The organism is Amycolatopsis sp. NPDC039088 (genome assembly GCF_055598845.1).
In genome coordinates this window covers 1-13803 of sequence record NZ_JBVKAE010000011.1, presented here as the reverse complement: position 1 = coordinate 13803, position 13803 = coordinate 1, and the positions used below count along the sequence as shown (strand labels likewise).

Below are 13803 nucleotides of genomic sequence, written 5' to 3'. Positions count from 1 at the left end.
ACTCGGTGTACGGGAAGCCTACGATCAGCCGGTGTCGGAGTGGAACCAGGGTGGGTGGGTCTCTCCCGTGGCACGCAGAAGCCGCAGGCGCGTGAGCACTTCGGCGAGTGTGGTGCGGGTCTGGGTGTCGAGGCCGGGCTGGGCGAGCGCGTAGGTGAACAGGCCGGTCGCGAGCCGAGGTGACGTCGTGCCCAGCTCGTCGGCGTTGGCGGTGAGCCAGCCCGCCACCCAGCCGTCCGTCGGCACCGGCGCCGCGAGTTGCTCCGCGACGCGCGAGGCGGGCGCACCCGAACGGGCCAGCGATTCGGCGAGCTGCCGGTGCACGGCGACCCGGATCGCACCCGGAGTCGCGTCGTAGAGCACCCGGTGGACCAGGGGATGCCGGAACGAGAACGCCTCGCCGGACTCGGCTAGTACGAGGGCCGCCCGCGCCTCTGCCAGCGATCCGGCGACCTGCGTCGCAGGCTGGTCGAGCGCGGTCACGGCCTCGTCCAGGGTGAACGCGCTGCCGAGCAGCGCGGCCCAGCGCAGGAACTTCCTGGTCTCCGCGGACAGGAAACCCAGGTCACGGGTGACCGCCGCGACGAGTGCAGGGGGCAGGGCGCTCCGGAACTCGCTGTCCTCGGCCAGCTCGGCCGTACCGTTCGCACACACCACGCCGCCCTCGGTGATCAGCGTGTCCAGCGTCTTGTGCAGGTAGCGTGGGTTGCCTGCGGCCTGTGCCGTGACCATCCGCAGCGCACTGCCCGGTACGCCGCCGGCGCGCTCGCCGACCAGCGCGCGCACCGCGGGATCCGCCAGGGGACCGAGTGCCAGCACACCTGTTTCCGCGCGTGGGTGCCGCAGTTCCGCCCTGTCCGGCACCGGACGGAACGCGCCGATGAGCAGCAGGGGCAGATCGGTAGTCGCGTGCAGCAGGCGTGGCAGCACGCGGAGGCTCGTCTCGTCGGCCCAGTGCAGGTCGTCGAGCACGATCGCCAGCGGGGCACGCGCACACCGCTCCGTCACCCACGCCACGATCCGGTCCTCGTCCGTGGCGGCGTCGTCGACGCCGAGGTGGTCGGCGAGCAGCCGTCGCGGGTAGCGGCGGTCCAGTTCGTCGCCGGAGCCCCAGCACAACGAGATCCCGGACGGGACGTCGGCGCAGACGCGGGCCAGCAGCGCGGACTTGCCGATGCCGGGCTCGCCCTCGATGAGCACGGCTCCGCCGCGGCCGCCGGCGAGTTCGGCGAGCCTGCCGCGCAGCAACGCGATCTCGTCATCCCGGCCGGCGAGAGTCGCGGGCGGCGCGGGTACGGGGGGCGCGGACCGGGCGCTGGTCCGGCTCGTGATGCGGTTGTGGACGGCCCGCAGCGCGGCGCCCGGCTCGGTGCCGGAGTGCTCGATCAGCGTTGTGCGTGCGTCCTGGTACACCTCGAGCGCCTCGGCTTGCCGCCCATCCCTGGCCAGCGCCGTCATCAGCAGTGCGCGCGGTGTCTCCCGCAACGGGTGCTCGCGGACGAGTTGCCGGAGCTCCGCGAGCGATTCGTGGAGCGCTCCAGCGGCGAGCGCGATCTCGGCCCGCCGTTCGACGGTGGCGATGCGCAGCTCGGCCAGCCGCGCCCGGTGCCGCTCGGCGAACGGTCCCGGCAGCCCCGAGAACGGCTCACCGCGCCAGAGCCGCAGCGCCGCGTCCAGCTCGTCGAGCGCTCCTGCGAGGTCGCCGGAGTCGTGCCGGGCCTGCGCGCGTTCGCGGTACAGGTCGAAAGCGTGCGCGTCGACGGCATCGGACGGCAGCAGCAGCGCGTAGCCGGAGCCCCGGGAGGAAAGCACACCGGGCCGGCCGGGGGCCAGCGCCCGGCGCAGACTCGACACGTAGGTGTAGATGCTGCCGCTGGCACTGGCGGGAGGGTGCTCGCCCCAGAGCGCGTCGATCAGTTCGGTGCGGGAAACGACATGACCTGCCGACACCGACAGCACCGACAGCACCGCACGCCGGTGGGCCGAGCCAAGGTCGAGCTCCGCGTCGTCACGTAGGGCCCTGACCGGGCCCAGCAGCTCGACTCGCATGCCATCGAAGGCCTCTGACACACCGCGAAGCCTACGCGGCGGCGGTGCCGACCGTCGGCGACCAGCCCCCAGGGCTCAGATGATGCCGGCGCTGATGGCGTACGCGACGGCGTGCGCGCGGTTGCGCAGGTTCAGCCGGGTGGTGAGGCGGTGGATGACGTTCTTGACCGTGCGTTCCGAGTAGTTGAGCTTGGCCGCGATCTCCACGGTCTCGGCACCGTCGGCGATGAGGCGGAGCACGTCGACCTCGCGTGCGGACAGGCCGTCGTGCCTGTGGCCGCGCGGGGACGGTACCTCCTGCCGTAGCTCTCGCACGTGTCCGCGGAGGATGCCGAGCACCTGCGATCGGGACATGACGCCGCCCGCCGCCGCGGCTCGCACGGTCCGCACCAGCCGGTCGCCGGTGGCCGCGTTCCGGGGGAGTACGGCCACCACCCGGCATTCCATGGCGACCATGATGTCGGCGTCGCGCATCTCGTTGACGACGAGGACGGTCGGCACGCCGAGCTCGTCGGCCGTGTAGCGGAGCAGGGTGATCGCGGCGCCATTGAGCTGTTCCGCGGCCACGACCGCGACATCGCAGCGGCCGCTACGGTCGCTGGCCACCGGCTCCAACCCGTGCCTCGTGCGCAGTGCGCCGGCGAGGCCCGCGTGGCTGACCGGGTCGGTGGCTCGTACGGTGAGCCTGATCGGTTCGGGATGCGACTGCTGCTGTGTTGGCCGGGACTGGGCGCCGGCTGTCTCCTGCGTGATCGACACCACTACAGCGTGGAACAGCGACCTTCACACATTCTCTATGGCCCTCCAGGCCGGGCAACGCGACGGCGTCACGGATAGCTGACGACGCGGGACGGGGTGGTGCCAGGCGGTGTCGCGTCGCCGGTGTCGTTGACGACGTGGGTGATGCCGCCGCGTTCGTTGAGCGACACGGTGCCGAGACAGCGCAACCGTACGTCTTCGGTATCGGGGACCTGGAAGGCGTGGTGGCTGGTCACGGTGGGGTTGTCGTCGAAGAAGCAGTAGCTGGTCATGCCCAAGCCCTGGTGTGTGGTGACGTCGGCGCCGACCTGGTACGCGGGGTAGCCCGCACGGTCCGGCGAGGAGCGCCACGAGGCGTTGCCGGGAACGTCGTAGGGCATCTCGTTCTGGAAGAAGATCGTGTGCCCTGCCTCGCCGTTCCAGACCACCTGGGTCTTCTGGTAGTGCTCGACGAACAGGCCGGTAGCCAGCACACCGTAGCCGGTGACTTCGACGCCGGTGTCCGCGGTGTTGACGTTCCACCCGACGGTTCCTTCGTTGCCGTGGTCCGCGCGCCACGCCCAGACGTGGTCGAGGATCGTGTGGTCGCTGTGGACGATCAAGCTGGTCGTCGCCGTGCCCGCGATATCGCCGCCGATGCGGAAGAACACGTCGTGCAGTGATGTCGGGTTGTCGCCTCGGTCTCCGCCGCCGTCCGGTGTGCCGACGGTCAGCAGCGACGGCGAGCGGATGGTGCCCGCGTCGAACAGCACTCCCTTGATGCGTACTCCGCCGACGTCCGCCACCCGCATCGCGGTCACCCCGCCCTCGGGCACCAGCGTGGGATAGCCGATGCCGAGGACGACCGTGTCCGGGTTCGGCACCTCGATCGTCTCGTCGAGGTGGTAGACGCCCGGTGTCAGGAGCAGATGGCGGCCGCCTGCCAGCGCGGCGTTGATCGTCGCCGCGCCGTCAGCGGGATCGGCTACGTGAAATCGGCTCAGTGGCAGCGATTCGCCCGGCGTACTGCCGTCCGCCCAGCTGGGTCCCGCCGCTTCGGTGCGCAGGGATGGCAGGAAGACACGGTAGCCGCCGTCCTCGTCGACGTAGAGGTACGGCACGTCGCGCGACAGAGGGGTCGTCACGAGCGAGGTCACGGGTGGGATGGGGAAGGTCGTCGGCGGAGCGCCCTTCGTGCCCGAGAAAACCATGTTCCACACCGCGCCCTCCCAGCCACCGTCCAATGTGGAGTCGCGGGTGTACCACTGTTGCTGCGAGGCCGACACGACCCGGCCGTAGACACGGGTGTCGGCGAGGTAGCCGCCACTGGCGTAGCCGTTGTCCGCCGGGTGGAGGGCGAGTTCGCCGCGGACGTCCATGCGGCGGAACGGTGCGCCCTGCGAGACTGCCCACCGGGTGAGGCCATCCGGTGGCGCCACTGTCATGTTCTCGGCGGACCGCCAGAAGTTCTGCAGCGCGGAGCCGTTGTCGGAATCGTTGAAGGCGTCGACGGTGATGCCGCCGTCGATGAGTACGTCGCCGGGGTTCTTGCCGAGCCCGGCGATCGACGTGTAGTAGCCGACGTTGGCGTGCACGCGGTACGTGCCCGGCGTGAACAGATGCGCGATCCGGGTACGGTTGAACTGCGCCGTCCGCGTGCACCGCTGTGCGGCGAAGTCCGCGTCCAGCTGTGCCTGGATTTCCTCAGCGGGCATGCCGGGATCGAAGACGCGCACATTCGGCCCCAGATCCGCGTTTTCGGTTTGCTGTGCTTTCCGCACGGCGTGACCCCTCCAGTTTGCCTTGTGCCGCACGGTAACGAGCGCATGCGCGGGGTGCAACGAATAGTGACTTTCGGGCAAACCGCGACGCAGGCACTCGGATTGCCCGAATCGCCACGTCGTGCGGAACGGACGGGCAAGCGAGCCGGGACGCGGGCACGCGGAGTTTTTGTGGATCCGGCGGTGAACGTCCAGCTCGAAGGCATCACCCTGGGCAGCGAGCCGCCCGAGCACCTGCCGAACACGCATCCCCGGTGGACTTTGCACCGCGCGGAGCTGAGAGCCGGTGGATCCACCGCGCCGGGCCGTCCGCGAACTCCACGTCGCCTGCCACCAGGAAAAGCCACCGTCATCGCCACCTCCAACGTCGTGGTCACCCCTGTGCGCCTGACACGGCTGGGAGGTCGTGCTCGGGTCACCGCGCACGGTGGAGCGGCGGCGAATGGCCTCCGGCGATGACCGATCGCACCGCGCCGGTGTCCGTTCGTACTTGCTTCAGGTTCTTGCTCCGCCGGGTTTGGCAGTCTGGGAACAGGGAGTGAAAGCTCACCAGTGACAGCGGAGATGGAGTTGTACCCCATGGCCTTCATCAGCGAGGACCTAGACCAGCTGCTCCAGTCGGCTGCGGCTGACGACACGGGGCTCGTCATCGACCGGCGCGACGGAGTTCTGAGCATCGGCCTGCTCGACGATCCCGAAGAGTGAGCAGGAATGGGATGATCAGGTCGCGGATCTGACGTGGGACGTGGTGGCGACGGAACCGGCGCTGATCATGGCCTATCCGGATTCCGCCGGATTGTTCGACGTCGTTTGGCTGGTTGGGTTGCCACGCAACGGGAATGGCAAGATCCTGCGCCTCAGCCACCAAGGTCCGTGATGCCGTCGCGCCGACCCGAAGCTGCTTCCGCAGCATTTCTGCTGAGATGGGATGTCGGTAACGTCGCCAAGGTGACGGGCTCCCGCCGTTGTGGAGAAAAGAAGTTTGGCCTCATGAGAGCCGTGGAGTCGTTCAGCACGGCTCCGCCGCCACGGTTAGCCGGAACGCCCGCGGGCTGGTACCCCGCACCCGTTTGAACGCGGCACTGAACCCGAATGCGTCCGCGTAGCCCACGGCTTGGGCGACCTGGGCGACGCTCATCGATGGCTCGTCTACGAGCAGGTCAGCGGCCATTGCCATCCGCCAGCGGGTGAGGTAGGCCGCAGGTGATTCGTCCATCAGCTCGGTGAAGCGTTTGGCCAACGTCGCCCGGGACACCCCGGCCCGCTCGGCCAGCGACGACACCGTCCAGCCCGCGGCCGGGTCGCTGTGCAGCAGGCGTAGGGCACAGCCCACCACCGGGTCACGCTGGGCGGCCCACCAGGCGGGCGGTGTCCCGCCCTCCCGGTCGAACCAGGTTCGCAGGGTGCACACCAGCACCCAGTCCAGCAGCCGGTCGAGCACCACTTGCTGGCCTGGTGCGTCCACGGCGATCTCGGCGGCGAGGTGGTCGACCACGGCGTCCCCGGTGCCGCCGGCACCGACCCACAGCACGGTGGGCAGAGCGTCGGTCAATCTGCGGCTGATCTCCCCGCGTACCGGGTACGCCCCGGTGATCAGTGTGGTGGCCCCGTCGACGCGCGGATCGTGCCAGCCCAGCCGGTGGCGGGTGCCGCCCAGCTCGGGGACGGCGCAGTCCTGCCCGCAGATGATGGGCTCGATCCGCGTGTCCGGGGCGTCGACGACGGTGAACTTGCCCGGACCCCGCACGATGATCGTCTCGTAGGGGTGCAGCCGGATGGGCTCGGCGTGCTCGGGCACGACCCAGCCCGATCCACCCAAGATGGTGCACAGCGTGAGCGGGGCACCGTCGACGAAATGTAGTGCCCAGGGCGGTTTCAGCGTCGTGCTGCCGAACAACGACCCCTGGGCCCGGACTCCGCGGAACAGATCACCGAACGCATCCACCCTGCCAGGTTAGACGAAGACACAGGTAATCCGGTCGTTCACCCATGGCATCGTCCAAGTCGTCGCGGTTCACTCAGGTGCATGGATTCCGACACAGTTCTCATCCTCGGCGCTTCCGGGAAGACCGGGCGCCGCGTCGCCGCCCGGCTGCGGCTGCGCGGCGTGCCGGTCCGGGCGGCGTCACGGTCCAGTTCCACCCGATTCGACTGGGACGATCCCTCGGGCTGGGACGCGGCCCTGAAGGGCGTGGCCGCTGTCTATGTCGTGGCTCCGACCACGCCCGGTCCGGTGAGCGCGTTCGTGGCCCGCGCCGAGGCCGCCGGGGTGTCACGTCTGGTCCTGCTGTCCGGACGGGGCGCCGACAACTGGGGTGATTCCCGGTTCGGGCGGGATATGCTCGACGCCGAGGCCGCCGTCCGCGACTCCACTCTGGAGTGGACCGTGTTGCGCCCGACGAACTTCTTCCAGAACTTCACCGACCCGCAGGCCCACCGCGACACCATCGCCGCGGGTGAGCTGGCGCTGCCCGCCGGCCCTCTCACCGAGGCGATGATCGACGTGGACGACGTCGCGGACGTCGCAGCGACGGTCCTGACCGAACCCGGCCGCCACGCCGGCCAGGTCTACGAGCTGAGCGGACCCCGCGCCCTGACCTACCACGAGGCGGTCCAACTGATCTCGCGCGCGACCGATCGGCCGATCAGCTACACCGAGATCGACCTCGACGACTACGCGGCGACCCTGATCAGGCAAGGACTGGACGAGCACTACGCCTACGACGTCTCCGACATGTACGCGATCATCGCGCGCGGCACGCTGGCCACACCGACCGATGGCGTGCGGACCCTGCTCGGCCGGGAACCGCGTGCCTTCGAGGATTTCGTCCTGCGAGCCGCCGCGGACGGGAACTGGCTCACTGAGCCTTTTCCATCCTGAGGTTCCGAGGGTGTGGGGTCGTGAGTGGTGACGGTTCTCGCGGACCGGTACTTGCTGGCCTGCTGGAACCTGAGTTCATCTCGACTGTGCCAGCCGCAGGACCCGAGTGGCACAACCTTGCTCAACGGAAGATCGGGGGCACTCAACGTCGCCGATCTTCCGTTGATCACCCTTCGGGGCCGGGGTGACCTCGTGACGATGCGGGAATCGGGCCCCCTTTGAGGCGTTGAACCTCGCCGAGTGCGGGGCGGGCCTGCTGAACGCGATCATGCCGTTGACGATCGCGCCTTCGCCATGCTCCTGCATACCGCTCAAGGCCGCGCGGGTGAGCACCTGCGAGCCGTACCAGGTCATCGTCAGCACTACCGCTGACAGCAGCGTGACCAGCGTTCTCCCGCTCCAGAGCGCGAACGCCGGGAGCGCGCCACCTGCCCGCGCCAAGGGGGTCAGGTCGCAGACGGCGGCGCGTTCCCGAGCACTCGGCCGGAAAATCCCGGTGACAGAACGGATGCACCTACTGCACGTGTCGCTTGGCGAGGAAGGTTCATCCGCAGCCGGTGCGCGTCGGCGACGCGCTCGAAGCTTTGGCGGCGAGCCTCGAATCCTCCTCGGCTACCGCCGTGTAATCGATCACCTCGTCAGCGCCGAATCCCTCGACGAGTTCCCGCTTGCTCCCTCGGCGGTCGTGATCACGTGCGCTCCCAGCGCTTTCGTGGTCTGGATCGCGACATGGCCGACCCCGCCACCACCGCCGTGGATCAGGACGCGGTCTCCCGCGGCGCTCCGGCGGCGCACGGACTCGCCCGCCGCCACGCCTACGCCGAGGTCCCGCCACGCGTCGAGTACGAGCTAACGACTCTCGGAGCGACACTGATCGGTTGAGCCTTACTCGCGGCCGTGATCACTTAGGTAGTTCTTCCGCAACCGCACGAGGCGACAACACCCACTGCGACAACACTTGACCGATCGACCGCTGACCGCGCTCTGACCGGTGGAGTCTTCCGGACAGGCTTCTCTACGCCGACGGGCAGTTTTCGGGGCTTCCTGTGTACAGCCACGCTTTTGGTGAGAACGCTTGCCGCGTCCGATCGATCAACTTCTCCGAGCAGAGGACTATGATCACTCATGTCGTTTACCAAGCGTATTAAGGCTGTTGCGGGCGCGGCCGCCGTCGGTGCCGCGATCAGTGCGGTCTCGATGGTGGGATTCGCGGGCACCGCGAACGCGGCCAGCTACAACTTCACGTTGTGCAACAAGGGAACCACGTACACCGTGAAAGCCAAGTTCGAAGGCGGTCGGTCGTCGTACGTGGCGTCCCCCGGTCGGTGTGTGAAGACCCGCCTTTCCCAGGACACCGACTTCCAGCTGGACTTCGACCTGGGCGGCGGCCGGCACAAGACATCGAAAATCCTGAACACCTTCAGCGACGGACCCACCCACGTCGAAACCGACAATTCCTTCCGTGTGAAGATGACCAAGCGCTGAGCACAGCCGGCCGGGCAGTCCGGGCAGTTCGGTGCGGATATGCGCCACCCCCTTGCTGTGGAGCTGTCGTTCCGCAGCAAGGGGTTGTCGTCCCGGGGCGGTCAGGGTCGATTACTGGGCGGATCGGCCAACGGCTGTTTGCCGGGTGCGGCGGCACAGGGCTGGAATCGTGTCCGATCGTGCTGTCCAGTCCCTCTCGTCAGCGAAAATGTGAGGACAACGATGTTCGCGACGATCCCGACCGGGATATTCCGGCGCAAACCGATCGATTCCATTTCGGAGACCGTGCTTTCGTTCCTGATCGCGGGCATCACCGGTATCGGCGTCACGGTGCCCGGAAGTTCTCAGTCGACTCGACTTAGGGGCAGTTTCGGTCTGATGGGCGCGTTCCGGCGTGATACTGGCGATCGACCGTTTGCTCAGACTTCAGGAGCGTCATGACCGCGCAGACCGGCAGCGAACCGGAGCAGGACAGGGGCCGCTGGTACCTGCTGATGGACCCGCACTGGACCCCGGAGGACGAGGACGACGCTCCGCCGATCGAGGCGGTCGCCGGGGCGTGGCCGGTCGAGGAGGACGACGAGGTCGGGTTTTTCCAGCCCAATCCCGAGTACCGGCCGGTCGACGGGACCTTGCCGACCGACCCGGTCGACGTGCTGCTGCGCGAGCTGGCCGAGGGGAACGGTGAACCGGAACATGTGCGGGCGCTGCTGCGGCAAAGCCTGGTCTTCCAGGCGATGAACGGGGACGGGCGGCCTTTGGTGTTGCCTGCTCCCGACCACGCGCCGTGCGTGGTGCTGACCACGGCGGCGCCGCACGCGGCGCGGGTCCCCGCGCCAGTGTGGCGCCGCGTCGACTATGCCGGGTTCGTCGAAGAGCTGGAGGACGGCATCGACGTGCTGGTCAACCCAGAGGGTCCCGCGGCGGCGCGCCTGACCGGGAATTTCGTTCGCGAGGGCGCGGAGGCCGATGAGGAGTTCCTCGCCGGGCACACACGCGCCGACGATGACAGCGGGCTTTACGTGCTGCCCTGGACCGCCGGACCAGCCGAGCCGGACACGGATCCGGGGCGATCGTGAGCGGCGAAGAGCGGCGCGTCCGCGAATGGCTGTATCGCACCTACGGGGATCGTGTCGTGCTGGGTGACGCCGAACCGGTCTTCTCCGGCGAGCGGTCGGTGTTCTTCTCCTGCCGTTACCACGACAGCGCGGAGTCGATGCTCGCCGCAACGATCTGCGTGCCGCGTGATGGCTCGGATCCGTTTCCCACGGCCAACGGCGACCCGCTCGACGAAGAGTTCAACCTCGAAGGCGGGAAGGACGCCGCGCGATGGCGGCTCAACGCCCGCAACTGCGTGGTGGCGGCCGACGCGGTGCTGAGCGGTCACGCGGCCACCGCGTTGCCGTGGCACCCGGACGACGAAGCGCCGGGCTGGTGGGACCGGCTGCTGGCGACGCATTTCCCCGGCGCCGAAACCACCACGTGCCTTGACTGGGAGCAGGCGGCGAAGAAGATCGGTGAGAGCGGTCCTGGTACCCGCGGCGTCGTGTGGCTGCGCCGACGGCTCGATGGTCACGTGCTGACCGGGCATCTGCTCTTCGCTGAGTACGGGGAGGAGGGCGTGGTCTTCCTCGACGCGCAGCGCGGTGTGTACGCCGACGTCGATGACGACACGACCGACGAACTCCTCGTCGCCTGTTTCGCCGCGGCGAAACGACCGGCGATTTCCCTACCCGCGGTCCCCTGGGAGGTGGCCGCCGACGAACTCTCCACCGCGATAACGAAGGCCGAGCAGTGGCTTAACGGCACCTACACCGACGCCGTCCATCTGGTCGATCCGGTGCCCGAGGACGAACTCGACCGCGGCTGGTTGTTCGCGATCACCACCCGGCGGTTCACCGAAACCGGTGACTGGCGGGACCAGATGCTGGACGCGGCGCTGGTCGTGCCGAAGGCGGCGGGCGAGCCGCCGTTCGGGTTGCCGAACCGCGATCCGTGGCGCTGGCTGGACGACTGGGACGCCGGGCTAGCCGAGCTGCCGACCATACCCCTTCCCGCCGAAGCCGCGTGGTTCGCGCCCGCCATGGCGCAGCTGGGCGAGGCGGAGGAGACCCAGGCCCACTCGAACTGGGTGGACGCGCTCGAGTGGGTCTCCGGCCTCCCGTCCGCGACGCGGGTCCTGGTCTGGGTGCGCCGCAAGGACGAGCGGGGCCGGGAAACCGTCGGACACCTCCTCTGGGCCATCCCCGGCGAAGGGGGAGTCCGGCTGGTCGACCCGATGGCCGAGGACGGCGAACCGCTCATCGACCCCGACCCGTTCGAGCTCCGAACCATCCGGATCGCCGCACCCGCGACAGCCAAGACCGACCCGCGGCCCGGAACGGCCGGAGCCGCTCCACCGGGCAGGTTCTGGGAGGACGACACCCTCTAGTGCGAGCGCGACCCGAAAGGAATCCGATGCCCTTGCTTACCCGGCTCCGCTGGTTCTCTCATGCCGGGAAGGACGCCGCCGCGAACGGAATCGGCGACGCCGTAGTAGTGCACCCTGGCGACGGCGGCACGGACGAGGCACGCATGCTGGCCGCGTCACTACCCGCCGATCCCGAACACCAGATGGTGGTGGCGGACCTGCCACCTGGAGCCCCGATCGGGGCGTGGGAGTCCTTCGCGGCCGCGTTGCCGAAGGACCGGCGGCCCGTTCGCCTGGTGCCCGGGCGGCGGCCCCACGAGATCGCCCCGTCGAGCGTGTCCTGGCTCGTGGAGCGGATCGGCCGTCCGGTGCTGGCGCCGTACGGCAGGGTGCAGCAGGCCGCCGCGGGCGGGTTGTTCGTCCACTCAGGACCGAGTACCGGCTGGGGCTGGTTCCGGCCGGGGCAGCCCGCGGTGTGGACGGCGAAGCGCTTCCCCCTGCCTGCCTGGGAGTCCCCCGCGTTGGCGGAGGTCGTCGCGGCGGGCACGGGCGCGACGGCCGAGCCGTTGCCGGCCGGGATGTGGATTCACCCGGTGGGCGCGGACGAGAAGGTCGCCTGCGAACGCCTCCGGCTGGTCGGTTCCTTGCCCTGCCAGCCGGGCATTCCGGTGATCGTGCTGGGCAGCACCGAGGTCCCCGGGTTGAATTTGGGTGACGTCGCGGCGTTCTGGCGGACCCTTCCCTCGGAAGTACGCGACCGGGCCTGGTTCGTGCTGCTCGGCGGGATCGTGGTGCCCGAGGGTGGCGCGGCCGGCCCCGCGCTGGCAGCCGCGATCGGTGCGGAAGTGTTGTGCTACAACGGGATCCCGGTCGGATCACCGGACGCGCCGCAGGTGGTCGTGCGGCGGCCGGATGGCGGGCCGGGATGGCAGACCTTCGCGAGGGGGTTCGCGTACCGGCCGGGGGACGCCCGGCCCCGGTTGCGGGGGCATCGCTTACCGGTCAGGGATCTGCCCGAGATCGTGCCGGGTGTCTACCGGTACGCGCCGGACGTGGTGGTCGAGATCGTCCAGGCCGGACTGTGGGTCCGGTCACTGAACGGCGCCGATGGAAGTACTGCCGGCGTGGCGCGCTCGGTTCCGGCGGACCCGGCGCGCGCGCTGGTGCTGTACGAATCCGCCGACCCGGCGAGGGCCGGACGGTTGCGGTCCGCTGCGGAAGACCTCGTCAAGAGACTCGAGCCGGCGGTGCGGCCGACGGTGCGAGCGCTCCTCGTCGGTACAAGGCGTGTGGACACACAGGAGGGGCGGACGGTTCGGCTGACAACGTCGCCGCGACGCAAGGCGGAAGAGGGTGCGGAAGCGGAGGCCGGATCCGCCGAGACCGCGTTGCACTTCTTGTCCCGGATGATGGAAACGGTGGTCATACCGGCCCCGGCTTCCGCGCCGCGCCCCGCCCTGTCCCATCTGTCGGCCCGGCTGGAAGGACACGTCGATGAGTGAAGTCACCGACCAGGTACAGGTCGAGGTACTCGTCGATCCCGGGTGGCCTGCGACCGAAGAGATGCCCGAGCCGCCGATCGAGGCGCTGATCGGGGCGTGGCCCTTGTCGCCGGACGGCGATCGTGGCCTCTTCATGCCGAATCCGGCCTACCGTCCGTCCACACCGGACTCACCGCTCGACCCGGTCGACGCGCTGCTCGGGCGGATATCCCGCGGCGAAGCCGATGCCGGGCAATTGCCTGCCTTGCTGCGAATGGTTCTGTTCGGCATCGCGGTGGACGACCAGGGCGTCGCGATCGTACGTCCCGCGCCCGATGGCGTGCCCTCGGCACTGCTGACGACCTCCTACGGCCACCGCGAGCGGGTGCCCGCCGCGGACTGGCTGACGGTGACGCTGCCACAACTGGCCGAAGTACTCCCGGAGAACGGGGTCGACGTCCTGCTCAACCCTGGCGCGCCGACCTCCCTGCGGCTGCTCGCCGGCTCGGTCCGGATGGTCGCCGTCGGCGAAGACTGATTCCGGCGGTGAACGGGGGTGCTCACCAGGGATGTCACGGCAGCACCACCAGCCACCTCGACTGCGCGTGAAGGACCCCAGTGAGCGGAGATAGGTTTCGGGACCTGCCACCTTTGCTGGCTTGAGGCTTGCGATGAGGCGTCGGTGCAGGTAGTCGTGAGTGGCGGGTTGACGGACATCATCAGCGCCGCGCTCCCATGTCGGCCGCCTCGGCACGACCATCATCACTGTCGTGAGGGGTAATGACGGTTCTCTTGAGGGGTAAGGCAAAGGAGGTGTGGGGGGGGGAGGGGGGGGGGGGGGGGGGGGGGGGGGGGAGGGGGGGGGGGGGGGAGGGGTGGGGGGGGGGGGGGGGGGGGGGGGGGGAGGGGGGGGGTGGGGGGAGGAGGGGGGGGGGGGGGGGGGGCCGCCACCGGTCTGGCGGCCGAACCGGATCCGGT

13 protein-coding genes and 2 pseudogenes are annotated in these 13803 nt (G+C 69.4%); 10 read left to right on the top strand and 5 right to left on the bottom strand.

The window, feature by feature from the left end; translation table 11 throughout:
- Window positions 1–24 precede the first annotated feature (24 nt).
- The 3 genes from ACZ7KI_RS16080 to ACZ7KI_RS16070 form a co-directional block, all read right to left on the bottom strand.
- Complete coding sequence (locus tag ACZ7KI_RS16080; protein WP_470273889.1) at window positions 25–2070, bottom strand: BTAD domain-containing putative transcriptional regulator; 2046 nt, start codon at window positions 2068–2070, stop codon at window positions 25–27.
- 54 nt (window positions 2071–2124) lie between these two features.
- The gene (locus tag ACZ7KI_RS16075) at window positions 2125–2808 is read right to left on the bottom strand and encodes a helix-turn-helix transcriptional regulator (protein ID WP_470273888.1); all 684 of its coding nucleotides are present in this window, start codon (window positions 2806–2808) and stop codon (window positions 2125–2127) included.
- Window positions 2809–2876: 68 nt separating this feature from the next.
- Window positions 2877–4502 carry a hypothetical protein gene (locus ACZ7KI_RS16070; protein ID WP_470273887.1) on the bottom strand — a complete coding sequence of 542 codons (1626 nt, stop codon included), beginning with the start codon at window positions 4500–4502 and terminating at the stop codon, window positions 2877–2879.
- 645 nt (window positions 4503–5147) lie between these two features.
- Here ACZ7KI_RS16070 and ACZ7KI_RS16065 point away from each other — a divergent pair.
- Both ACZ7KI_RS16065 and ACZ7KI_RS16060 read left to right on the top strand, forming a co-directional pair.
- Window positions 5148–5273, top strand: coding sequence for a hypothetical protein (locus ACZ7KI_RS16065; RefSeq protein WP_470273886.1), 126 nt, complete (start codon window positions 5148–5150; stop codon window positions 5271–5273).
- Window positions 5274–5316: 43 nt separating this feature from the next.
- Window positions 5317–5445 carry a hypothetical protein gene (locus ACZ7KI_RS16060; protein ID WP_470273885.1) on the top strand — a complete coding sequence of 43 codons (129 nt, stop codon included), beginning with the start codon at window positions 5317–5319 and terminating at the stop codon, window positions 5443–5445.
- A 132-nt stretch (window positions 5446–5577) separates the two neighbouring features.
- On the opposite strand, the gene ACZ7KI_RS16055 is transcribed toward ACZ7KI_RS16060, so the two are convergent.
- On the bottom strand, window positions 5578–6513 hold the full coding sequence (locus tag ACZ7KI_RS16055) for an AraC family transcriptional regulator (RefSeq protein ID WP_470273884.1): 936 nt from the start codon (window positions 6511–6513) through the stop codon (window positions 5578–5580).
- An 81-nt stretch (window positions 6514–6594) separates the two neighbouring features.
- On the opposite strand from ACZ7KI_RS16055, the gene ACZ7KI_RS16050 reads away from it, so the two are divergent.
- The gene (locus tag ACZ7KI_RS16050; protein ID WP_470273883.1) at window positions 6595–7449 is read left to right on the top strand and encodes an NAD(P)H-binding protein; all 855 of its coding nucleotides are present in this window, start codon (window positions 6595–6597) and stop codon (window positions 7447–7449) included.
- A gap of 613 nt (window positions 7450–8062) precedes the next feature.
- Here the strand turns inward: ACZ7KI_RS16050 and ACZ7KI_RS16045 are convergent.
- Window positions 8063–8223 (bottom strand): annotated as a pseudogene (locus ACZ7KI_RS16045) (zinc-binding dehydrogenase); the annotation flags it as partial.
- A 15-nt stretch (window positions 8224–8238) separates the two neighbouring features.
- Here ACZ7KI_RS16045 and ACZ7KI_RS16040 point away from each other — a divergent pair.
- From ACZ7KI_RS16040 to ACZ7KI_RS16010, 7 genes and pseudogenes are all read left to right on the top strand, one after another.
- A pseudogene (locus tag ACZ7KI_RS16040) lies at window positions 8239–8325 on the top strand (winged helix-turn-helix transcriptional regulator); the annotation flags it as partial.
- Between the two features lie 249 nt (window positions 8326–8574).
- A complete protein-coding gene (locus tag ACZ7KI_RS16035) occupies window positions 8575–8934 on the top strand; it encodes a hypothetical protein (protein ID WP_470273882.1) in 360 nt (119 codons plus the stop codon).
- A gap of 222 nt (window positions 8935–9156) precedes the next feature.
- Window positions 9157–9375, top strand: a complete 219-nt coding sequence (locus ACZ7KI_RS16030) for a hypothetical protein (RefSeq protein ID WP_470273881.1) — start codon at window positions 9157–9159, stop codon at window positions 9373–9375.
- Entirely contained in the window at window positions 9372–10013 is a 642-nt protein-coding gene (locus tag ACZ7KI_RS16025) for a type VII secretion system-associated protein (RefSeq protein ID WP_470273880.1), read from the top strand. The genes ACZ7KI_RS16030 and ACZ7KI_RS16025 overlap by 4 nt, the downstream gene beginning before the upstream one ends.
- Window positions 10010–11365 carry a YrhB domain-containing protein gene (locus ACZ7KI_RS16020; RefSeq protein ID WP_470273879.1) on the top strand — a complete coding sequence of 452 codons (1356 nt, stop codon included), beginning with the start codon at window positions 10010–10012 and terminating at the stop codon, window positions 11363–11365. The genes ACZ7KI_RS16025 and ACZ7KI_RS16020 overlap by 4 nt, the downstream gene beginning before the upstream one ends.
- Window positions 11366–11391: 26 nt before the next feature.
- A complete protein-coding gene (locus ACZ7KI_RS16015) occupies window positions 11392–12846 on the top strand; it encodes a hypothetical protein (RefSeq protein WP_470273878.1) in 1455 nt (484 codons plus the stop codon).
- A complete protein-coding gene (locus tag ACZ7KI_RS16010) occupies window positions 12839–13363 on the top strand; it encodes a type VII secretion system-associated protein (RefSeq protein WP_470273877.1) in 525 nt (174 codons plus the stop codon). The genes ACZ7KI_RS16015 and ACZ7KI_RS16010 overlap by 8 nt, the downstream gene beginning before the upstream one ends.
- The last annotated feature ends 440 nt before the right edge of the window (window positions 13364–13803 follow it).

Coding starts and splice junctions, on each gene's coding strand:
- ACZ7KI_RS16070 (WP_470273887.1), bottom strand. CDS start 4,502: ATGCCCGCTGAGGAAATCCAGGCACAGCTGGACGCGGACTTCGCCGCA.
- ACZ7KI_RS16050 (WP_470273883.1), top strand. CDS start 6,595: ATGGATTCCGACACAGTTCTCATCCTCGGCGCTTCCGGGAAGACCGGG.
- ACZ7KI_RS16010 (WP_470273877.1), top strand. CDS start 12,839: ATGAGTGAAGTCACCGACCAGGTACAGGTCGAGGTACTCGTCGATCCC.
- ACZ7KI_RS16030 (WP_470273881.1), top strand. CDS start 9,157: ATGTTCGCGACGATCCCGACCGGGATATTCCGGCGCAAACCGATCGAT.
- ACZ7KI_RS16025 (WP_470273880.1), top strand. CDS start 9,372: ATGACCGCGCAGACCGGCAGCGAACCGGAGCAGGACAGGGGCCGCTGG.
- ACZ7KI_RS16015 (WP_470273878.1), top strand. CDS start 11,392: ATGCCCTTGCTTACCCGGCTCCGCTGGTTCTCTCATGCCGGGAAGGAC.
- ACZ7KI_RS16065 (WP_470273886.1), top strand. CDS start 5,148: ATGGCCTTCATCAGCGAGGACCTAGACCAGCTGCTCCAGTCGGCTGCG.
- ACZ7KI_RS16035 (WP_470273882.1), top strand. CDS start 8,575: ATGTCGTTTACCAAGCGTATTAAGGCTGTTGCGGGCGCGGCCGCCGTC.